21 protein-coding genes and 1 pseudogene are annotated in these 19,954 nt (G+C 37.7%); 12 read left to right on the forward strand and 10 right to left on the reverse strand.

Going from position 1 to position 19,954, the window contains the following annotated elements:
- Window positions 1-5: 5 nt before the first annotated feature.
- The 5 genes from SAGCYANO_RS35145 to SAGCYANO_RS35165 all read left to right on the forward strand — a co-directional run bounded on the left by SAGCYANO_RS35145 (window position 6) and on the right by SAGCYANO_RS35165 (window position 5,472).
- Window positions 6-1,097 (forward strand): hypothetical protein, encoded by a 1,092-nt coding sequence (locus SAGCYANO_RS35145; RefSeq protein ID WP_202224284.1) that lies wholly within the window; start codon window positions 6-8, stop codon window positions 1,095-1,097.
- A gap of 619 nt (window positions 1,098-1,716) precedes the next feature.
- Window positions 1,717-2,418 (forward strand): hypothetical protein, encoded by a 702-nt coding sequence (locus SAGCYANO_RS35150; RefSeq protein ID WP_202224285.1) that lies wholly within the window; start codon window positions 1,717-1,719, stop codon window positions 2,416-2,418.
- Window positions 2,419-2,486: 68 nt separating this feature from the next.
- Window positions 2,487-4,199 carry a hypothetical protein gene (locus SAGCYANO_RS35155; protein WP_237396997.1) on the forward strand — a complete coding sequence of 571 codons (1,713 nt, stop codon included), beginning with the start codon at window positions 2,487-2,489 and terminating at the stop codon, window positions 4,197-4,199.
- Complete coding sequence (locus tag SAGCYANO_RS35160) at window positions 4,196-5,011, forward strand: hypothetical protein (protein ID WP_202224287.1); 816 nt, start codon at window positions 4,196-4,198, stop codon at window positions 5,009-5,011. Before SAGCYANO_RS35155 ends, SAGCYANO_RS35160 begins: the two co-directional genes overlap by 4 nt.
- Window positions 5,012-5,295: 284 nt before the next feature.
- Entirely contained in the window at window positions 5,296-5,472 is a 177-nt protein-coding gene (locus SAGCYANO_RS35165) for a hypothetical protein (RefSeq protein WP_202224288.1), read from the forward strand.
- A gap of 29 nt (window positions 5,473-5,501) precedes the next feature.
- On the opposite strand, the gene SAGCYANO_RS35170 is transcribed toward SAGCYANO_RS35165, so the two are convergent.
- Complete coding sequence (locus SAGCYANO_RS35170) at window positions 5,502-5,690, reverse strand: hypothetical protein (protein ID WP_202224289.1); 189 nt, start codon at window positions 5,688-5,690, stop codon at window positions 5,502-5,504.
- Window positions 5,691-5,793: 103 nt separating this feature from the next.
- Here SAGCYANO_RS35170 and SAGCYANO_RS35175 point away from each other — a divergent pair, with 103 nt between their 5' ends.
- Entirely contained in the window at window positions 5,794-6,840 is a 1,047-nt protein-coding gene (locus SAGCYANO_RS35175; protein ID WP_202224290.1) for a hypothetical protein, read from the forward strand.
- Window positions 6,841-7,111: 271 nt separating this feature from the next.
- On the opposite strand, the gene SAGCYANO_RS35180 is transcribed toward SAGCYANO_RS35175, so the two are convergent.
- Genes SAGCYANO_RS35180 through SAGCYANO_RS35190 form a run of 3 tightly spaced genes read right to left on the reverse strand, consistent with a single transcriptional unit; the run spans window position 7,112 to window position 9,146 of the window.
- Window positions 7,112-7,366 carry a hypothetical protein gene (locus SAGCYANO_RS35180; RefSeq protein WP_202224291.1) on the reverse strand — a complete coding sequence of 85 codons (255 nt, stop codon included), beginning with the start codon at window positions 7,364-7,366 and terminating at the stop codon, window positions 7,112-7,114.
- 47 nt (window positions 7,367-7,413) lie between these two features.
- Window positions 7,414-8,283, reverse strand: a complete 870-nt coding sequence (locus SAGCYANO_RS35185; protein ID WP_237396998.1) for a ParB/RepB/Spo0J family partition protein — start codon at window positions 8,281-8,283, stop codon at window positions 7,414-7,416.
- Between the two features lie 59 nt (window positions 8,284-8,342).
- Window positions 8,343-9,146 (reverse strand): AAA family ATPase, encoded by an 804-nt coding sequence (locus tag SAGCYANO_RS35190; protein WP_202224293.1) that lies wholly within the window; start codon window positions 9,144-9,146, stop codon window positions 8,343-8,345.
- 84 nt (window positions 9,147-9,230) lie between these two features.
- On the opposite strand from SAGCYANO_RS35190, the gene SAGCYANO_RS35195 reads away from it, so the two are divergent.
- Together SAGCYANO_RS35195 and SAGCYANO_RS35200 are read left to right on the forward strand one after the other, a co-directional pair.
- Window positions 9,231-9,656, forward strand: coding sequence for a hypothetical protein (locus SAGCYANO_RS35195; protein WP_202224294.1), 426 nt, complete (start codon window positions 9,231-9,233; stop codon window positions 9,654-9,656).
- A 71-nt stretch (window positions 9,657-9,727) separates the two neighbouring features.
- Window positions 9,728-10,684: an Rpn family recombination-promoting nuclease/putative transposase gene (locus SAGCYANO_RS35200; RefSeq protein WP_202224295.1), complete on the forward strand. Its 957-nt coding sequence runs from the start codon at window positions 9,728-9,730 to the stop codon at window positions 10,682-10,684.
- Window positions 10,685-12,264: 1,580 nt separating this feature from the next.
- Here the strand turns inward: SAGCYANO_RS35200 and SAGCYANO_RS35210 are convergent.
- From SAGCYANO_RS35210 to SAGCYANO_RS35230, 5 genes are all read right to left on the reverse strand, one after another.
- A complete protein-coding gene (locus SAGCYANO_RS35210; RefSeq protein WP_202224297.1) occupies window positions 12,265-12,537 on the reverse strand; it encodes a hypothetical protein in 273 nt (90 codons plus the stop codon).
- A gap of 115 nt (window positions 12,538-12,652) precedes the next feature.
- Window positions 12,653-12,934 (reverse strand): hypothetical protein, encoded by a 282-nt coding sequence (locus tag SAGCYANO_RS35215; RefSeq protein WP_202224298.1) that lies wholly within the window; start codon window positions 12,932-12,934, stop codon window positions 12,653-12,655.
- Between the two features lie 78 nt (window positions 12,935-13,012).
- The gene (locus tag SAGCYANO_RS35220; RefSeq protein ID WP_202224299.1) at window positions 13,013-13,336 is read right to left on the reverse strand and encodes a hypothetical protein; all 324 of its coding nucleotides are present in this window, start codon (window positions 13,334-13,336) and stop codon (window positions 13,013-13,015) included.
- Window positions 13,337-13,339: 3 nt separating this feature from the next.
- Window positions 13,340-13,531 (reverse strand): hypothetical protein, encoded by a 192-nt coding sequence (locus SAGCYANO_RS35225; protein WP_202224300.1) that lies wholly within the window; start codon window positions 13,529-13,531, stop codon window positions 13,340-13,342.
- A gap of 9 nt (window positions 13,532-13,540) precedes the next feature.
- Window positions 13,541-13,852: a hypothetical protein gene (locus SAGCYANO_RS35230; protein WP_202224301.1), complete on the reverse strand. Its 312-nt coding sequence runs from the start codon at window positions 13,850-13,852 to the stop codon at window positions 13,541-13,543.
- Between the two features lie 245 nt (window positions 13,853-14,097).
- On the opposite strand from SAGCYANO_RS35230, the gene SAGCYANO_RS35235 reads away from it, so the two are divergent.
- The 3 genes from SAGCYANO_RS35235 to SAGCYANO_RS35245 all read left to right on the forward strand — a co-directional run bounded on the left by SAGCYANO_RS35235 (window position 14,098) and on the right by SAGCYANO_RS35245 (window position 15,216).
- The gene (locus tag SAGCYANO_RS35235; RefSeq protein ID WP_202224328.1) at window positions 14,098-14,340 is read left to right on the forward strand and encodes a hypothetical protein; all 243 of its coding nucleotides are present in this window, start codon (window positions 14,098-14,100) and stop codon (window positions 14,338-14,340) included.
- Between the two features lie 146 nt (window positions 14,341-14,486).
- Window positions 14,487-14,738, forward strand: a complete 252-nt coding sequence (locus SAGCYANO_RS35240) for a UPF0175 family protein (protein ID WP_202224302.1) — start codon at window positions 14,487-14,489, stop codon at window positions 14,736-14,738.
- A complete protein-coding gene (locus tag SAGCYANO_RS35245; RefSeq protein ID WP_202224303.1) occupies window positions 14,731-15,216 on the forward strand; it encodes a DUF3368 domain-containing protein in 486 nt (161 codons plus the stop codon). Before SAGCYANO_RS35240 ends, SAGCYANO_RS35245 begins: the two co-directional genes overlap by 8 nt.
- A 461-nt stretch (window positions 15,217-15,677) precedes the next feature.
- Here SAGCYANO_RS35245 and SAGCYANO_RS50955 read toward each other — a convergent pair whose 3' ends face one another.
- A complete protein-coding gene (locus SAGCYANO_RS50955; RefSeq protein WP_375340050.1) occupies window positions 15,678-16,994 on the reverse strand; it encodes a CHAT domain-containing protein in 1,317 nt (438 codons plus the stop codon).
- A gap of 985 nt (window positions 16,995-17,979) precedes the next feature.
- Between SAGCYANO_RS50955 and SAGCYANO_RS46375 the strand changes: the two are divergent.
- Window positions 17,980-19,840: pseudogene (locus tag SAGCYANO_RS46375) on the forward strand (Tn3 family transposase); the annotation flags it as partial.
- Window positions 19,841-19,954: the final 114 nt, after the last annotated feature.

Genomic DNA, 19,954 nt, shown 5'->3' on the forward strand with positions numbered 1-19,954 from the left:
GAAAAATGGCTAACTTAACAGGAAGTGACTTAATTAATCTTGGTTCCGAACTAAACCAAAGCACCACTCAAGCTTGGGGTGAACTATGGGGTGAAGCTATTTCCTCCAGTAGTCCTCTCTGGCAAGCCTTGAATGATTTGGGATTATTGCTGGCAGGAATCTCACTACTGTACTTAGCTATTGAAAAGATTCAGCCTTTGCTTGAAAAACAAAGTTGGAGTGCTTTGGCTGATTTGCTGATTATGCCACTCATAGTAGTGTGTCTGCTTGGAGGGAATGGAACTTTGGCAGCGGGGGTGGTGCAAACCTTTTACGGTATTGGTTCTTACAATGTTCAGTTTGTCCTTACTCAACAGATTGGCTCTTCTTCACTGGATGCTCAAACTGCCCTAAATGAAATACGACAGGAGAATGCCGAACAGGCGATCGAGCAAGAGATATACGCGGATTGTATGAATCTACCACCCGCAGAGCAACAACAGTGTATGGAAGATCCAGCTAGGGAAGAGGCAGCAAATGAAGCGGGGGTTGATGTACCTTCCCCTACTGTGAGTGGTGGAAATCCCTTGACAAATGGCTTGCGCTCTGCTCTGATTACCCTCCTGATGATGTTTTTGTATGCCATTCAGTGGGCATTTATTAATTGTATGGAAGCTGCGTTACTAATGACAGCACTGTTATTTCCACCTGCTTTAGGTATTAGTATCCTCCCGGTGGCAGGTAAAACTGTCTTTGCTTGGGCTTCTGCGATGGTGGGGATGTTCGCTACCATGCTCAGTTACAACATCATTGTGGGTTTAACGGCTATTGTTGTCAAAAAAGCTCAAGTTGCAGCCGGACAGGATATGGGTGGGACTAGCTTCCGAGATATTGCTTTTGCTGCTTTCATTGCTGTTGCTAGTCCTGTACTAGCAATCTATCTAGGGCAGATGGGTGGTGTGGCCTTATTCCAAGCTATTAGTAAGCAAGCTGCTGCTGTTGTTTCCGGGGTGGGGAGCTTTGCTATGGGAGCGGGAGTCGCGACGACAAGAGTAGTAGCTCAATCAGGAGCGGGGCGGGCGTTTGCTCGCAGAATCCGGCAAGCATTCCAGAAATAATGAATAATTAATAATTAATAATTGCCTATTTTTTCAAGAAAACCAAGCTTTTTATGTGGCAATAATAGCAGTAAAAAAATGGATTTTAATCCCTGTTTAATTGAATTGATAGTTTCAAAAAAAACTGTTAAAATCTCTGACTACTGACTATTAGAAACATTCAAACTATTTGTGGTAACTATCGTTGGCCTCTGTTCAATAATTAATAATTGAGTTGCGTATGTGTAGGGAGATAGTCTCCCCTTGTAATTAATAATGAATAATTATTCATTGTTAAGCTCCCTAACCGAATAATTAATAATGAATAATTAAATGATTCAGGTTTTAATATTCCCCCTTGAAGGGGAAAAACAAATTGTTTTCTTTGTTCCTCAATCCTCTCCCTAAAAGGTAGAGGTAATTATTAATTATTAATTGTTAATTGCTGAAAAAATTGTTTACCTACCCTAATTTGATGTGAGCCTACAGTATAAGGATTTCAGTCTGACAAAAAGCGTAATTAATTTGGTAATGTGCTTAATTGTTAATGCTCCGGCGAGCGATAATTATTAATTGTTAATTATTTAGGAGAGGTAATTATTGATTATTAATTATTAATTGTTAATTATTAATTAGTATCATGGCCAATATTCTTATTCCAGAAAAAGATACTCCTAAATTTCTGATTGCTTTATTACTTCTGGCAGGTAGCCTGTGTTTTGGTACTATGGGAGCTTTGATTTTAGTTTTGAATAATCGCTCCTTAGCTACGATGGAAAGAACTTATGTGCAGATGAGTGATGGTACTGCACACGACATTGTACAGGTAGAGCCACTACATCGGGAGCCAGGAGTTCTTAAATCTACGGCTGAATCATTTATCCAGCTCATGTTTGAGTGGGATAATAAATTGCCGAATGGTGAGAAGGATGCGGGTGTATCAGTTGTGGGTGTGAAAGTTCCTTCAAAAGTATACATGGCAAGCTTTTTAATGGAACCTCGATTTCGCACCGAATTCCTGAAGTTAATGGGAAGTCAGATAATTCCAAAGGCAGTCCTTGATGGATTTCTAGAGTCTTCGGTTGTTATTTATGAGGTTTCTGAGCCTGTGGAAATTGCCCCGGGTAGGTGGGAAGTAAGAGTTCTTGCTGCACGCTTTGAGACCAATAATCAAGGCGAACAAGGGCAGGTTATTATCAGTAGGCGTATCAGTCTAAAAGCTATACCAGAACAGGTTTCAGTATTATTGCCAGCCGATCAAACTAGCCCTTTTCGAGAGAGTCTGCGGTTGTTGCTTAGAAATAAAGTTATGGTCACGAGTGTTGTTGAAGATGGTTTTTAATGTGAGAGGTTTCAACGATTAATAATCACCTTTATACAGAATAGGATAGGCTAAAAGGAGGAATGGACGTGAGTGTAATTCAGGATGAAAAGGGGACTCAAGTTATCTCAGGGACAGAAGAGGATAGTCTGTCGATAGAAGAGCTTGCAGATACCACAGGAAGCGCGGACACTTCAAAAAGCTCGGTATCAGAATTAGAATCTGATGCTGACACTTTATTGAGTCCAGAGGATTTACATCATCCCATACGGGGAGAACCACGAGCGGACGTTACCAAGAATCCTCTAGCAAAAACAGTATTTGTGGGTGGGCTGTTTGCTGTTGTGGTAGTTGCTATTTCCCTTGTTGTGATGCTATTCAATTCCACGGGGAACAAACAAATAGCCAAAACTTCCACGAATGAAGCAGGAGAGACTGATGCTAGTGCTGAAGAAATTAAGCGACTGCAAGATGAATTATATAAAGAAAGAGCTGCTGTAGCTGTGAGGAATCTTCAGTCACCTTTACAGGAAAACCAAGAGAAACCTAAAAGGTCTAGGACTGCTAAAAAGGCTGAAAAAACTGAGGAGACTCCTTCTCAAAAACCTACTCCAAAGCCTACCTCTACTCCAAAGTCTACTCCTACTCCAAAGCCTACTCCTAGAGCTGCTCCTAGACCTGCTCCTACTCCTGTGCCTAGAACTGCTCCTGCTCCAAGACCTGCTCCTACTCCTGTGCCTAGAACTGCTCCTGTTCCTAGAGCTGCTCCTGCTCCTGTTCCTAGAGCTGCTCCTGCTCCTGCTCCTAGAACTGCTCCTGCTCCTAGACCTACTCCTATTCCTAGAGCTGCTCCGACTCCTGCTCCAGAACCCGAACAGTTTGACGATCTGAGCGCCTGGACAGAACTAGCAGCACTTGGTCAGGTTCAGCGAAAGGAGTTTGAGGAGAAAGAAGTAGTTTCTGAATCTGAAACTCCTCAAACACAAGCAAAACCAACCCCCGCAATTGCACCGACAAATAATCTTATTGCTTCGGTTGTTGTAGGAGAATCAATCAAGGATGGCTTGACACCAGGAATGCAAGGCATTATTAATCAGAGTTCTGAATTTACGGGCTACAAGGATATTGAGGTTACTATTGGTACAACTGCAGAAGGTAGGGTGGTTGTACCTCTGCACTGGAACCAGGAAATCGATGGTACAGATGGATTGTTTTTGGTGGAGCTAACAGAGCCTTTGGTGGCATCGGATGGTACCCATGCTCTGAAAAAGGGCAGCCAGCTAATTGTATCGGTGTCATTTATCTCTGATGCCGGACAAGTCTTTCAATCTGTGGTGGCTGTTGTTCATCCCGACGGACGCCAGGAAACTATTCCTACAACAGGTTCCGGGTATAATGATGCGCCCACAACTCCTTTGGTAATTCGAGGTAAGAAAGGTAACGTATTGATTGCTAAAAAAATCAAAGGCTCGGATGCAGGCCCGGGATTGGGTAGTGATATTGCTGTGGGATTAATGGCAGGAATTGCGGAGGCTGCCGATAACATAACACAGCCAGAACAGGAGGTACAAACACAAACTACAGGATTGTCTTCTACTACGACAGCTCAACAAAATAGGCAAGAACCAAGGGCAGCATTTATTAAAGGTTTAGCCGAGACTCTAACAGAAAGGATGACGGAACGACTGGACTCTAAGCCCAAGGATTTAAAAATATTCCAGGTTCGTAGGGGAGAAAAAGTACAGTTGTTCGTGAATAGCTTTGTGACGTTTAGAGTTCCGAAAAAAGGGGGGCTCAGATGAATTGGAAAGGAACCATTTGGGGTGCAATTGCAAGTTTTGCTATTATGTCAAACCGAGCTTTATCCGTACCTCCCGCTATAGAAACTGTGAACGCTCCAAAAGCATTAGCGGAGACTACAGAAATAGTCTTGGTTCCTGGGCGTCAGAGTGTGATTGAATTTAGGAATGGGGAAACGATTCAATTTATTTCTCTGGCTGATGTACATCAAATCGTATTTTCTACCGATTTGCCTGTGGATACTGGCCGGGCATCGTTAATTGTGCTGAAAACCATTGAACCTCTGCGGTTGAAGGGTGTGGTAGAAACTCCATCTATAAGGTCTGTTCGCGAAGAGGATTATCCTTATGAGACTATTTATCCTACTAATTTGGTGGTTGTTACGTCTAATCAAAATAATGAGAAGCGTACCTATACTTTTGATTTAACTATTTCTTTGACAAGAACTCCTCAAATTTCTAATGGAGTTGCTATTGTGCCAGAAGTTTTGCCACCAACTGAGGAGCTTCTCACTTTAACTGATGGGCGGCAGGCAAGCTTGCTAGATATCCGACGTGGTTATGTAGAGGCTCTCAAAGGAAAGTACACAGCTTATAAAGACCCCGTTGTCGATAAAATCAAAAAATTTCTAGATTTAGCTCGTCATGGTGTGACTTTTCTAGAAGCTGCCCAGAGAGCTGAGTTGCCTTTTGCCGTGATTGAATCGCTTGCTGAGATTGGTTTGCAAACTGCTGCGACAGAAGTGATTGATGATAAGCAACCCTCACTTCTGAGAGGATTGATTCCACCAGTTCGGAGCCGTTCCAAATTTTAGAAAAATTATGAAAAGTCGATCGATCTGAGAATATTGAAATCAACTATGTGTGTCCTTCTTCTTGTCCCCCTCCGTTAAAACTGGTCCGACGACGGTAGCAAGGGAGGGGGTTAGGAAGTGGGTTTTGCCGGGGCGTGGGAGGATGTGGCATACATTAAAAATGCTCTGTAACACTTAGTAAATTTGATGTTTCGGAGCAGACTATATAGAACTGTTGTAACTAACGTTAGTTAACGAGAGAAAAACCTATGGAAGTAAAAGTAGAGATCAAGCCGGAGGAAATAATGTGGGCAATTTCCCACATAGCAAAATATGGAACTATTGAAGAAGTACGAATGCTTTTACCCAAGTTGCAATCGGCTGTGAGTGCCCTCAATTTGCGATTAGCTAGAGATTCAAAGATGCTGACACAGAGACGGAACCAAGAAAAAGACGCCTGGTCAGTTAACAATTACATATAATATTTTCTAGGCTGTTTGGAAAAGGAGAATTAACAAACAAACCATTTCCTCCCAGCGATCGCCCAGAGAATAAATTTCAAAGCGATCGCCATTACCAAACTCAATCTATGTACTTGCTTTGAGTTGAGACCAAAACGATAAGGAACGGGAGTTAGAGTTATTTTGTATTGGTCTCTCCAGCTTTTCCAGACTGTATAAATTTTGTTAGAAGTTATCATAGAACAATAATATTAAGATTCTGGTTGCATTTTAGTACAGTTGTCAGGGTCTGACAAGAAATCCCGAACTATTTCAATAATAAAAACGACGTGTGGAGGAAACATGGATAATACGAGTATTGATGATGATATGACTAATTTAATACTAGATCCAAGTACAGAGTTGCAGGATTTTGATGAACGCTCAAAAACTTCATCAACCACCCCTGAACTAAGTGAAAAAGAAAAAATGGAGCTAGAAAATTTTGATGTACAACTTGAAGCCTCATCACAAATTAATCCAGAACTTGCTAATTTTGATAATCAGCTAGAGCAAATTGACAACAGCTCTGCGCATCAAACTATAGCGGATGGAATTAACAACTTCCTGGAGCTACTTCAAACAGATCGTTATGAGACGGAGAATTACATCTTGGAAAAGGGTGATGAGGAAATTTCAATTAACACTAAAGACGATAGAGGTGAAGTTTTTCATCAAGATGCACAAGGAAATATTGAATCTAATCTCACTCAAGATGAAACTGAAAAGTTTGTTGATTTTAGCGAACAAGTCCAAGAAAAAAGTAACAATTTAGAAGGAAATAATGAAACAAACAAAGCCTTGGAGTTAGAGAATGACTACGAACAGTCAGAAAATAAGCTTATTGTAGATGGGGTAGATAATTTTTTGACAATGCAAGAGTCGGAACGGTATGAAACTGCTAATTATATACTAGAAAAGTCTGAAAATGGAGAAATATCAATTAGCGCTCGTGATGGCGACAACGAGAATAAATTGTTTACTGTGGATGAGGGTGGTACTATAACAAACCAACTTAGTGCAGAACAAACAGAAGATTTCGTGACTTTTGCTGAGAAAGTAGACGAAGCTGCTAATAAAAAAATACTTGAAGCTGTTGACAATTTTCTTGACCTCCAAGAAAGTGATTATCACGGGACTACTAATTACTTTTTTGAAAGAACAAGTGATGGTGATATTTCTATCACATCTAAATCAAGTGGAGAGGAAGTATTTCAAGGTTCAGCAGATGGAAATATTGTCGAAGAAAATCTGAGTCCAGAAGAGACTAAGAAGTTTTTAGAGTTTGCTAATACTGTCGAGCAAGCTGTTGAACAGAAAGAGTATACTGCCTCGCAAAAAGAACGTTGACATACCCCGACGTTGCTATATTCGCGAGCCGTTCTTAGAAACCTACGATAATCTATAGAAATTTATGATTATCTGTTCCAATCCTGCTTCATTAGATATAACAATTATAGCCGGAGCAAAGCATCATTAATTATTTGAGTTATGAGGGTGTCTAGTAAATATGTCTATTACTCACAAGACAGTATACAAAAACATTTAAAATAGATAGTTTATAGTTTAATATTAATTATTTGTTCATTCATATCAACTTATTTCTACTTATCTGAAGTAGTTAAATTTCCATGATAATTTTCTCAACTCTCCAAGCTGTTGCACCTCCTATTTTTCCCACTTTGATGAACTGCCAACTACCATGAGTGTAAATATTAGAACCTTTTTGACAATAAGGCTTGACTCCTATTAAATGTTTAACTTCCGCAGTGGAAAGTAACCATCCCCCAATAGCAGCTTTCTCTAATTCGTCGTGGTACCAAATTGGACTTTTAGCTTGAATATTCGCAGCGATCGCTCCGACTAGCTGTTCCAATAATTCAATATATTTAGTGTTATTACTTTGAGTAATAGATAAATTTCTTATTCTCCGCTAACAAGTTTTTCTATCTGAACCAATAACTTTTCTAATTGTCTTCTTTTTTTAGTATTATCCCAAATTCTCGAACTCTTAATTAAACGATAGGTATTGTCCAGACCACTTTTCAAGGTATCTTCTTGTTTTACAGTCTGATTAATTTCTGCCACTCTTTGTCGAATCCCCGACAAAGACAGTGAATTTTCTATTACTTCTTCCAGTAAACTTTGTCTCATGGCCTCGTCTTTGACTTTAGCTATTGCTACTGCCTTTGTATAATCTAGCTTTCCAGAGCGCAGAACCTCTAGAATATCTGGGGGTAATTTTAACAATGGAAGGCGATTTTTAACAAAGGATTGCCAGTTCATCAGTCCCAGGTCTTCAAATACTGATTCTATGATTTGAGCAGTAGGGCTACCCATAACGTTAGGGGTAACTTTTCCTTTTTCCTCATTTTGCATTCTGTTTAACAACTTTACCACAGAGGGAATATTTTCATCTATCTGGACAGCCAATAGTTGCAAAATACCTTCAGTTTCTTCAAGAGGGTTGAGGTCTTCTCTTAGTAGATTTTCTATCAACGATAATTGCCAGGCATCCTCATCATTGAGAGAGCGGATAATTACAGGCACAGAAGTTAGTCCAGCCATTTTTGAAGCTCTTAAACGTCTCTCCCCTGCGACTAACTCATATAAGTTGTTGTTAGTAGGTCGGACTAATAGTGGTTCAAGTACGCCAAACTGAGAAATAGAAGCACTTAGTTGAGCTAGTTTCTCTGGGTCGAAATAGCGTCGTGGTTGAGATGGGGGTAAAACAATTTCTTCTATGGATATTTCTTGTTGTCCTGTAGTGGACTGTAAGGAAGTGGTGGACATAGAAGAAGTTTCTTTTGTGTCAAATATAAAGTTACGGAGTGGATTTCTTTTTGTCATCGTCAAGAAACTTTGGACTTAGAAGATTTAGATTTCGGCTTAGATTTAGCTCTAGTCTTAGTAGATTTGGTAGACCTAGTAGATTTGCTTTTTGTTGCAGGGTTTTTCATTTCTATTCCTGCGGTAGAAAATGCTTCTGTAAATAATGAGTCAAATTCAGATGCAGAGGAAGTAGCCATAGCGCCGGACATTTGAAATGTTGTCTTGTTTTGTCCAGGGGCATCAGCGAGGCATTGTCTCTGATAGATTACGGCTTGCAGGGTTGGAATGGAAGATTCTGCTAGGACTTGCCGAGATTCTCTAAGGAGAATTGTACCTTTGGTGGCTCGGTTAAGATAGAGAAAAGCTTTTGGCACACCCTGACGTAGTTCTTGAGCCTGGTTAATAAAGCGTAGTGTTTTATTACTACTACGGAGGTCGAGACCGGATGGTTGACAGGGTACTAGAGCAATATCACAACGGGATAATATAGCTTTGGAAACTTCACTCATTCCTCCAGGCCCGTCTACTACTACGTTGTCATATTCTTTGGCTAGGATTGGGAGAGCATCAAAGATTTCTTCTGGGTCGCTGATAATTTGAAAAGGCATTTGGAGTGTTTCTGCCCAGACTGAACTACTGTTTTGGGCATCTGCATCTACAAGAATAACTGAACCACGTTGCATTAACCAGTAGACTAGATGGATGGCCGAAGTGGACTTTCCTGTGCCTCCTTTCTGATTGACAAAGGCTATAATCATGTGTTTTTTCTGGGTAATATGGTGCTGTAATTGAATACTATCAGAAAGTGGTTCTGATTTACCCATAACATTAGGGGTAAAATTATTATTGATAAAGAGATTATCTATTATCATATATGTAGATAGATATAAATCTAGACAAAACAATTAATGCCAATAAATCTAAATTTGTATCCAGACAACTGGAAAGAAATCGCTTTATCCATTAAACAAGCAGCAAATTGGACTTGCGAATGGTGCGGGCGACCGTGTAGACCTCCTGGAATCTCTCAAAAGGAGACTGAACAATGGCTGATGGATAATCATCCAGAGTGGTTGGTTCATCTTTACAAAGTAGTGGAAGACGATGAACACGGCACTATCAGAATTACCAAACCTCAACGATTTACTTTAACAACGGCTCATTTAGATCATAATCCTAACAACTGTGAAGCTGACAATCTTAAAGCGCTCTGCTCAGTCTGCCATCTTAATTTCGACCGTAATGACTGGAACCGAACCCAGAAGGTACGGAGAATGAAGTTGTGGGAACAATACGGGCAGTTAACTCTTGATTTGGATTTGGAAGTTCAGTAATTAATAATTAACAATTAATAAGAAAAAAATCAACTCTAACATTCGTTCCTTTATTTATAAACAATATAACTATGAGATTTATCAGTCCGAAAACCGACTTTGCCTTTAAAAAAATCTTCGGTTCAAACCGCAGTAAACAAATATTAATTAGTTTTCTCAATGCCATAGTTTATGACAATCATAAAACTATACAATCTCTGGAAATAATTGACCCCTATAATCCAGGCATTACTCAAACTCTTAAGGATACTTATCTAGATGTTAGAGCCGTATTAGATAATGGCTCTACAGTCATAATTGAGATGCAAGTATTGAACGTTGAAGCATTTGAAAAAAGAGTAATTTATAACTTAGCTAAAGCTTATGGTAACCAGCTAGATACTGGGGAAGGATATCGAACTTTAAAACCTTTTATTGCTTTAACTATTACAGACTTTGTGCTATTTAAAGAAGCCAAAAAAATGATTAACAAATTTAGATTCAAGGAGGAGAAAGATTCATTGTACTATCGAGACGAGTTAAAACTAATATTTTTAGAATTACCCAAATTTAACAAAGAATTATCAGAGTTAGAAACCGAGAGTGATAAATGGATTTATTTCCTTAAATCTGCTCCTAATTTAGAAGTAATTCCTGATTTTCTTGGAGAAGTAGCAGAAATCGAAGCAGCGTTAAATATTGCTAGCCGAGCTAATTTAAGTAATGAAGAATTAGAGGAGTTACATAAACAAGAAGTATTTATTGGAGATAGAAAAGGTGAAATTAGTTTAGCAATACAGGAGGGTCGAGAAGAAGGCCGAGAAGAAGGTCGAGAAGAAGGTCGAGAAGAAGGAAAAATTGAGGAAGCAGTTAAACAAATATTGCGTCTAATTCGGCGAATGTTAGGAGAAATTTCTCCAGAAGTGGAGAGTCAAATCCAACAATTATCTTTGGCCAAATTAGATATTTTAGGGGAGGAAATTTTTGACATGAAAACTATTGCAGATGTAGAAAATTGGTTAGATAATCAAAGAGAAAAAGAGGAGTAAACAATTAATAATTATAGCGCTTTTCACATGGATAGACTACAGTTAATATGGCCAACTCCAAAGCATTTTTCTACTCCCTACTCCCTACTCCCTACTCTAAGCGCCAAAAATAATTTTGTGGTCTACTAATCATGAAAAACGCTGTAATAATTAATAATTACCTCTTCTTGTAAGGGTATCGGTAGCAAATTTACAGAAAACCACGCGCTTTTTTAAAGAAGTCCAACCTATATTACTGAAAAGGAAGGGCATTCCTTGTTAGCTCAGTTTATGTCTACATAGTAGAGTCGCGCTCGTAGCCCACACGCTCTGCTAGTCTCAGTGCCCGGAGTATGTCACTCTAATAAGATTTTATATACGAAATCAACAATTTTTTTTCCTAAAGTAAATCCTATTGACATAAATAATACACCTAATAAATAGTCTTGAGAAATCTCCCATACATTTGATTCTATATATAGTTTATAGTTATCTTCAAAGTTATAAACTAAGTTATATATAGCTGAGATCGAATGTTTTACAATTATGATAAATAAAAACAATATTATATTTTGGCTAACTATTAAACTCGCTTCATAATGTATGTCATCTTCAAGTCTATCAACGGGAAACAATAATAATAAAAAGGTGAAAAAATTACCACTGAACCATTGATAAATATCAATTAATTTATCAGAAAATTTGTACAGTTTTATAGATCTAAAAATTGCAATTAAGAATACTATAAAGATTAAAAATATAATAGTAGATATGACTACTGGCATTACTAAAATACTTTTTAAAAAGTTTATTAATTTTGTATAAATTTGCATAATTAGTAATTACTGGAGTTTAGACCAGGGCAAATGCATCTAAATTGTGGAAGCTTCTGCCGTTAAGCTTTAGAATAGTAATGAGTAGAAATACTTAAAATATGGGAATTAGTTGTCTGGGAATCTTTTTCTTGAAATATACCTCTATAAATAGGTATATTTAGGTCAAATTTTTCCATCTATTATAACTAATAATATCAAAAATTAGATGATAAAAATGATTGATTTACAATTTTTCACTATGTCTTTTCGATAGAGTATGCAATCGAAAAATTTGACAAATACAGGATATTGGAAAACAAAAATACAGACATCATCAGGATTATAACGGTTCATCACTTACACAGATGTATCAAAAACCTACTACTGAATTGCCTTTTCTACTTACGGTTGAGGTAAGCTCCTACATATTTTCCGGTAGCATACTCTATCGGAAAATATCATAGTAAGAGTTTTCTCTTGATACACATATATGTAGCACAGCTTCTTAGCTATACATCCTATAAAAATATTGATGTATAAAGCTTTCAAAAATCAATATTTCGTCTCATGTCAAGTCTATCTGTAACAACCAAATTTGAACACAATCCAGGCAAAACTTTTAGCGTTAGCGCCCCAACCGCCCCGCCTCACCAACAACTTTTGTTTTCTGCATTAATTTAACTAGGGGCGTGTTGGGGAAAAGTTTTAGCGGAGCGGCCTGGATTGTGTGTGGAGCCGACTATAGAGGTTAATCAGAGCGCGTTAATAAATAACCTCTGACTCAATTTACTCAATTTCTGGAGAAGGCTCTACAATTTTTATTTCTTTCCAAAAAGCAGGAGGATAGTTGTATCTCTCGTCTCCACAATCCCAAACATATACATTGTAGTTATCTTTATCTTTGTAGACATAATAGGTGCCTATTTTATAAGTCCACTCTCCTTTTTTTCGATAAGCCAGCAGTAACAAATTACTACTCCTTTTATTATCTCTCCAAGGTCCTGTGGGGATATCATTAATTTCTGATTCGTCGTGCCATCTAGTTTCAATTTTACACATGGTTTCAAAGGATAAATTTATAAATTATGATGAGCTGCGACCGCGCCCATTTGATGGACAGCTAGCACGCTGAGTAGTTCGCGACCGCTTTGAGTTTAGAACAAATAGACTTCAATTAATTTTCTAACAAATCTAGAAAATCTACATATTTTTTGATAAATTTTGTCTGAACAAATGCTTGCTCCTTACTAATTTTGGTTATTTTTATTTTTTGATGATCGATACAAAATTTTACCTCATAACAATAATTATCAGTGTTAAACACATAAGTATGCCCTTTTTCTTCGGAGTAAATATCATCGAGGTAATGTGTGAATTCCCAGTCAAATTCATTCAAATATTGCCTAATTTGATTTTTGATTTTGATGAATTCTAAGTAATCAGTTATTGTGTTCATATTAATCAGCTATTATCATAAAGACTATTCGCGGGACAGCGCGAATAGCTGAAGGCTCTTGACTACCAGACGAAACCCCTAACGGACAGATGGATCTCCTAATCTGTGCATAATTAATTTCAATACTGCAATCTGAGCTGCATCTGCGCTAGCTTCTGAAATATCTTCGTCCAGGCTAGTTGTCAATTCCACAACTTTCGTGGATAAATCAGTATCTTCAATACAACAGGCTAGATTATCCAGAATTTGATAAGCTGAAACCAACAATTCTTCAAAGTTCATCTGGGGAATCAATTCATCAAGTTGATCGAGTGCTTGTTGGTCTTGGTCTGAAGGCTTTTTACTTACAAAATAATTGACCGATTTCATCATTATTGCTCCTATTTGTGTAGAATTTGACATAGGTTAGATTTCTACGACTGCTTCCAACCAGTCGGTTATGTAGGTTTGAAAAATTCTTCTTGGTATGGTGATGATTGCGTCGGGTGTCAGTATTGATATATCCTCACCTACCCTTATTGCTGCCTCTATGTATTCTGGATAGATTATTCTACCTAGTTCCATAGAAGCAGCGATCGCTACCTCTATGCTCGTCATGGCGAGTACCTAGAATTCGTCGTAGTCATCGGGTGATGCGGATGCTTTAAACTCTTCTACCTCTCGCCATATCTGCTCTGGTGTTTTGCCTGGTTCATTGGAGTAACAGTCTAGGTCTTCCTCGTACAGAGGGAGTTTATATGCAGTAGTTTCTACCTCAGTGCAAATGTTGTAAGGAGCTTGAGAGTAGTCTGTATACAACCAGGCTTCATCTGTACCTGCATAAAGCCAGTTATCGTTGCTTTGAGGTGGTTGTACGGGTGGTGCGACTAGCTTCAGTTGAGGTGGGGCTGGCCTTTTTGTCTGTATTTGTGTTAACATTGTAGTTCTCCTATGTCTGATGTAGGGGGTGGGACATCACTTTGCTTTTCCAGGGCTTGGGTGGTGTCCCTTTTGGTTTTTCCCTTTCCTATATCTATATATTATCCTAGTATACTAGGATAATACAACCCTTTACCGATTAGAATTATCCTGGTATACCTGAAGATATGATAACTTCAGCTTATATATCCTAGTATACCAGGATATTCGGATATAATGGAGTAATAATTTATAGGAGAAGTATTATGGCTAAAGGTAATCGCAACCCAAAACCAAAAGACTCAGTATTTCATCAAACTAAAAGAGTAGCTATAAGCGATCGTTCATTAGGAGAGTTAGCAAAAAAACCTGTATCGGTCAAGTTGGAAGTAGATGTAGATGAATATATCAGGGGGCTACCTCAAAAAGATAGAGTTACTTTTCTGAGAGAATCAATTACCAATGCTGCAAGAGCGGAGATGGCTAACCAACATTCTGAGGAGATGTGATCTGCTAATTCCATTTCTGCTCTCTTTTTTTTTGCACATTAAAAGCGAACTGCTCACATTTAGTTTGAGCGATTTGTGTAGCGCTCCGTTCCGGAATTGCCATCAATCTAATTCAAAACAATTACTTTCTTTGAAATAATTCAAATATGTATCAACTAACCATTAATATACCTGAAGAAACAGCCCTAGCGTTAAAATTAACCCCAGAACAACTTAGTCAAGAAATGCAACTAATTGCTGCTATTAAACTTTATGAATTAGGTCGTCTTTCTTCTGGGGCTGCTGCAAATTTAGCTGGAATTCCTAAAGTCTTATTTTTAACAAAATTAGCTGATTATGGTGTAGACACTTTTCAACTCACTGAAGCTGAATTAGCTGAGGAATTCAGACGTGCCTAATATTATTGTCAATACTTCACCTATTCAATATCTCTACCAAGCTCATTTACTTGATTTACTCCATAATTTATATGGTCAAATTATTGTGCCTGAATCTGTCGCTGATGAATTAGCAGTTGGTCTTTCCCTCGGAATTTCTCTACCAGATATTTATTCTATTTCTTGGATTGAAATTCGTTCAGCTCAATCTAAAGCTATTTTACCTCTTGTGACTGAATTAGGAGCTGGAGAGCGAGAGGCACTGGCTTTAGGCTTAGAAATACCTGAAAGTTTTATAATTTTAGATGATGGTTTAGCCAGACGTTATGCCCAGTTATTAAAATTAGAGTATATTGGCACATTAGGGATTCTTCTAAAAGCAAAACAAAAGGGATATTTAGAGCGAGTTAAACCTATTCTGGAACGATTAGATACTTTAAAATTTCGTTTAGCATTATCGACTCGGAATAAGATTCTCAAACTAGCTGGAGAAGAATAAGAATAACTACAGTAAATCCTGGATATTTTACAACTGGAGTTTAGACTAAATAGGTGGAAATCAAAGAATAAATCATAAATTTGCCAGGAGAATTCCTCTATTAATAATTGTTTTTTGCGTTGGTAAATCAAGAGATGAAACTTTAAGAGTAATCTGTCTCTAATACCTCTAAATATTTAACCAGAGTACAAATGTTGTTGATTGGGTTGAATCTGAGGTAGGGATGGGGCAGTAGTGAAGTATCCACTCAATATGATGGGGTAGGCAATGATTTATAACTGCCAAGACCAACCAAAGGAATTAACAGAGCCATATCATCGGACTAATACCCTGTAATACGACTTTGAGTTGGTAGATAACGGGTTCGGAGTAATCAGACATTTGTCCATCTTACCATATACTGTCATCTCCCCCGATTTTTTTCACTCTCCTACATTTTGTTGTGTGGAATGTGGGTTTAATCACCAAGGACTACCAATAATAGTAAAGCCTGCCCAATAATAAGGATGAGATAAATTTTGACTCTCCTGATTTGCTAACGCAGGGGGTAATACCACTACTACTCCACGACCTTCAACTCTTCTTAACTTCCCATCTGCAATCACCACCTCCCCTCTTAGCATTGCTAACTGAGCTTGTCTTAGTGCCTCTGCTTTAATCTTGACATCATTCAAATGAGTATAAAACTCCATCATCAACCCCAATGTACCTTCATCACTCACATCCCACAAACTAGCTAAAGCCGACTTCACTCCTGCTGCTATTGATAACCCTGCAAACCCTAATTCTGCATTTCTGTCTCCAATAGCAGTAGTGCAAGCTGACAAGACCAACAAATCAACCGCAGGTTGACTCCAACCTAACTTCCTAATTTGGTCTAATTTTATTTGTTCATTACCCCACAGTTGAATATAAGAATTACTCGCTTTATCAGGTAAAAATTTTGCATGAGTAGCTAAATGAATAATAGGATAAGGATAATTTTGTCGTTGAATTAGTAGGTTATTACGAGTAAAATCTTCATTAAGGAACATATTACCCTGCCATAACTTTTGGGAGATAGTTTGTATCTCTACGGGTACTCCTGGTAATGGCTTTTGTTCCAGAAATTCACTTGCTCCCATTGCTAATACCTGAGTATCTTGAAGTGGGCGATAGTTAGTATCCATTAAACTCACACTAGGAATCAAACTGAGGCTATATTTTTCAATTAAAAATTGTTCCCCATCATGTAACGCTGCTATAGGTAAGCTCCGCAAACCTTCATCCATACTAAACAGTAAAGTATCAATATTTGCTGCTTCTAATTCTGCTGATATAGGTGCAATTAACCAATCATATAATTGTTGTGCTGTTGATAGATACTTATCAGAATGACTAGCGGGATTTTCAATGTCTCCCAGTAATTCGCTAACAAATTTGAGTAATTTTTGGCGTCCAACTTCAGGTTCAAGAATAGTTTTAAGAATTGGCTTCCCTGATTTAGTATATAAAATGATTTGTAATTGATTGTCATAAGCATTAATATAAACAACTGCAGATTCTTTTCCAGTTTTAGTAGCCATGCCTGCCAAAATATCTCGGATGTTTTTTGTATTAACTAATTTGTCCTTAAAGTCTTCTCCAAAGTAATTTGAATATTCTTTTACGCGGTTTTCTTCTAACATATTTACTATTTGATCTGAACTTTCGGCTGCCATGATAGGATTGGTGTTAACCGTATCAATTATGTTCAATATTTGTTGAGTGTCTATGGTATTGTTGATAGACTTTTCCATTTGTGATTTAGGTGTGCTAGTATTTACTATTTCGTTATTGTTACTGGGGATTGTATCATTAAGATTGACTGATATCTGGCTTGTATTTTGATTGGTTTCTTGGGTCTGAATATTGATAGAATTATTGCCAATATTTTGATTGATTTCTCCAATATTTTCTTGGCTACCTGCATTTTGAATATTGGTAGCATTATTTCCTGCTGTTTGAGTAACGTTGCTAATATTTTGTTGGTTACCTGCATTTTGAATATTGGTAGCATTATTTCCTGCTGTTTGATTGATATTTCCTGTGGTAATGTCACTAAATGTAGCTTGAATATTAGTTGCATCATTTCCGGCATTTTGAGTGATGTTTTCTGTGGTAATGTCTCCACCTATAACTGAAATATTGGTATTATCATTAGTAGTAATTTGTCCAGTGTTAGTCTGAAGATTAATAGTGTTATTGTTAGTATTGTTAACGCCTGTGTTTTGATTGTTGATGGCATCATTGCTAGCAGTCTGATTAATATTTCCTGTGTCTATATTACCTGTATTTACTTGAAGATTGGCAGTGTTATTGTTAGCTATATCTCCTGTGTTAGTTTGAATGGTAGCTGTGTTGTTTGTGGTAGTATTAACTCCTGTATTTTGAGTGTTGATAACATCATTGCTAGCAGTCTGATTAATATTTCCTGTGTCTATATTACCTGTATTTACTTGAAGATTGGTAGTGTTATCATTGGCTATATCTCCTGTGTTAGTTTGAATGGTAGCTGTGTTGTTTGTGGTAGTATTAACTCCTGTATTTTGATTGTTGATGGCATCATTGCTGGCAGTTTGATTAATATTTCCTGTGTCTATATTACCTGTGTTTACTTGAAGATTGGCAGTGTTATCATTGGCTATATCTCCTGTGTTAGTTTGAATGGTAGCTGTGTTGTTTGTGGTAGTATTAACTCCTGTATTTTGATTGTTGATGGCATCATTGCTGGCAGTTTGATTAATAATCCGTGCATCCTTTGCCAACCACTACCGCCGGATGATTCCCCTACTCCTAGAGACCTTAGAATTTCGCTCCAACAACGACATTCATCGCCCCGTAATTCAAGCAATAGAGCTACTCAAGAAATACGCTCAAAGTAAAGCTAGATACTATGAAAATGGAGAAAATATACCCATTGATGGAGTGTTAAAAAGTGGTTGGAAAGAAATCCTTTTAGAAAAAGAGGAAGATGGAAAAGAACGCATTAACCGCATTAATTACGAAATCAGTGTTTTACAAACCCTTCGAGAAAGATTATCCTGTAAAGAAATCTGGGTAACAGGAGCATATCGCTATCGAAATCCTGATGAAGATTTACCTACAGATTTTGAACAACATCGTCAAGTTTATTATCAAGCTTTAACCTTACCAGAAGATGTAGAAACCTTCGTCCGTAACCTACAACAAAAAATGGCTGACTCCTTAGAAAAATTAGACAAAGGAATGCCTGATAACCCAGATGTTAATATTGTCGGAAAAAATCAAGGTTTAATTAGACTTAGCCCATTCCCTGCAGTAAATGAACCTCTAAACCTCAAACAACTAAAAGGAGAAATTAATCGTATTTGGCATCAAACCAGCTTATTAGATATTCTCAAAGAGACAGATTTAAGGGTTAATTTTACTCGGAACTTCAAGAGTATGGGAACACGGGAAATTATTGATAGAGAAACGCTACAAAAAAGATTACTGCTTTGCCTCTACGGTATGGGAACAAATACAGGATTGAAACGCATTAATACAGGTATCAATGGCGAAAACTATCAAGATTTACTCTATGTCCGCCGTCGCTATATTCATAAAGAACAATTACGCAGTGCCATTACTGAAGTTATTAATGGTATCTTTGAGATTCGTTTACCACAGATTTGGGGAGAGGGAACCACAACTTGTGCCAGTGACAGTAAACATTTTGGAGCTTGGGAACAGAATTTAATGAACCAATACCACCTCCGTTATAGAGGTCGAGGAGTGATGATTTATTGGCACGCCATCGAAAAACTCAGCCTGCATTTATTCTCAACTCAAAACTTGTTCTTCAAGCGAGGTGACTGCAATGATTGAGGGTGTTTTACGTCATTGTTCTAGTATGGAAGTTGAGAAAAACTATGTAGATAGTCACGGACAAAGTGAGATAGCTTTTGCTTTTACCCATTTGTTAGGATTTCAATTAATGCCACGGTTAAAGCGAATTAAGGTACAAAAATTGTATCGTCATTATGTTGGCCAGCCAGAAGCTTATCCTAATTTACAACCAATTCTTACCCGTCCTATTAATTGGGATTTAATTCGGACTCAGTATGACCAAATGGTAAAATATGCCACAGCCTTGAGATTAGGAACGGCAGAAACAGAAGCTATTTTAAAACGTTTTAGAAAAAATTCTTTCAAACATCCAACTTATTTAGCTTTAATAGAATTAGGAAGAGTTATTAAAACAATTTTTTTGTGTGAATATCTTAATTCAGAAGCAGTACGAAGGGAAATAAATGAAGGTTTAAATGTTGTGGAAAGATGGAATGGGGTGAATGATTTTATTTTCTACGGAAAAGGGGGTGAATTTGCTTCTAATCGTCTAGAAACTCAGGAATTATCAGTATTATCTTTGCATTTATTACAAAATTGTTTGGTGTATGTGAATACCTTGATGATTCAGAGTGTATTGGCAGAGCCACATTGGTTTAAAAGGTTGACGGAGACAGATTTACGGGCTATTACACCTTTGATTTTTAGTCATGTTAATCCTTATGGTACATTCAAGCTAGACCTCAAAGAAAGAATTGCTCAGTTGAGCAATTCTTCTGTGGCGATCAGAAACTAGAGATAATAATGAGTCTGACGGTACTCTGCAACGTGGAGTGAATAGTTTTTGAGGGAACGGGCGCGCGGACAAACTTGGCTCTAACCTATACTACATAATACTTGTAGCTACATT

It is taken from the genome of Okeania sp. KiyG1, assembly GCF_014132355.1.
In the GTDB taxonomy this organism is placed as follows: domain Bacteria; phylum Cyanobacteriota; class Cyanobacteriia; order Cyanobacteriales; family Microcoleaceae; genus Okeania.

Coding starts and splice junctions, on each gene's coding strand:
- SAGCYANO_RS35145 (WP_202224284.1), top strand. CDS start 6: ATGGCTAACTTAACAGGAAGTGACTTAATTAATCTTGGTTCCGAACTA.
- SAGCYANO_RS35150 (WP_202224285.1), top strand. CDS start 1,717: ATGGCCAATATTCTTATTCCAGAAAAAGATACTCCTAAATTTCTGATT.
- SAGCYANO_RS35160 (WP_202224287.1), top strand. CDS start 4,196: ATGAATTGGAAAGGAACCATTTGGGGTGCAATTGCAAGTTTTGCTATT.
- SAGCYANO_RS35165 (WP_202224288.1), top strand. CDS start 5,296: ATGTGGGCAATTTCCCACATAGCAAAATATGGAACTATTGAAGAAGTA.
- SAGCYANO_RS35170 (WP_202224289.1), bottom strand. CDS start 5,690: ATGATAACTTCTAACAAAATTTATACAGTCTGGAAAAGCTGGAGAGAC.
- SAGCYANO_RS35175 (WP_202224290.1), top strand. CDS start 5,794: ATGGATAATACGAGTATTGATGATGATATGACTAATTTAATACTAGAT.
- SAGCYANO_RS35185 (WP_237396998.1), bottom strand. CDS start 8,283: ATGTCCACCACTTCCTTACAGTCCACTACAGGACAACAAGAAATATCC.
- SAGCYANO_RS35190 (WP_202224293.1), bottom strand. CDS start 9,146: ATGGGTAAATCAGAACCACTTTCTGATAGTATTCAATTACAGCACCAT.
- SAGCYANO_RS35195 (WP_202224294.1), top strand. CDS start 9,231: ATGCCAATAAATCTAAATTTGTATCCAGACAACTGGAAAGAAATCGCT.
- SAGCYANO_RS35200 (WP_202224295.1), top strand. CDS start 9,728: ATGAGATTTATCAGTCCGAAAACCGACTTTGCCTTTAAAAAAATCTTC.
- SAGCYANO_RS35210 (WP_202224297.1), bottom strand. CDS start 12,537: ATGTGTAAAATTGAAACTAGATGGCACGACGAATCAGAAATTAATGAT.
- SAGCYANO_RS35215 (WP_202224298.1), bottom strand. CDS start 12,934: ATGAACACAATAACTGATTACTTAGAATTCATCAAAATCAAAAATCAA.
- SAGCYANO_RS35220 (WP_202224299.1), bottom strand. CDS start 13,336: ATGTCAAATTCTACACAAATAGGAGCAATAATGATGAAATCGGTCAAT.
- SAGCYANO_RS35225 (WP_202224300.1), bottom strand. CDS start 13,531: ATGACGAGCATAGAGGTAGCGATCGCTGCTTCTATGGAACTAGGTAGA.
- SAGCYANO_RS35230 (WP_202224301.1), bottom strand. CDS start 13,852: ATGTTAACACAAATACAGACAAAAAGGCCAGCCCCACCTCAACTGAAG.
- SAGCYANO_RS35235 (WP_202224328.1), top strand. CDS start 14,098: ATGGCTAAAGGTAATCGCAACCCAAAACCAAAAGACTCAGTATTTCAT.
- SAGCYANO_RS35240 (WP_202224302.1), top strand. CDS start 14,487: ATGTATCAACTAACCATTAATATACCTGAAGAAACAGCCCTAGCGTTA.
- SAGCYANO_RS50955 (WP_375340050.1), bottom strand. CDS start 16,994: ATGGAAAAGTCTATCAACAATACCATAGACACTCAACAAATATTGAAC.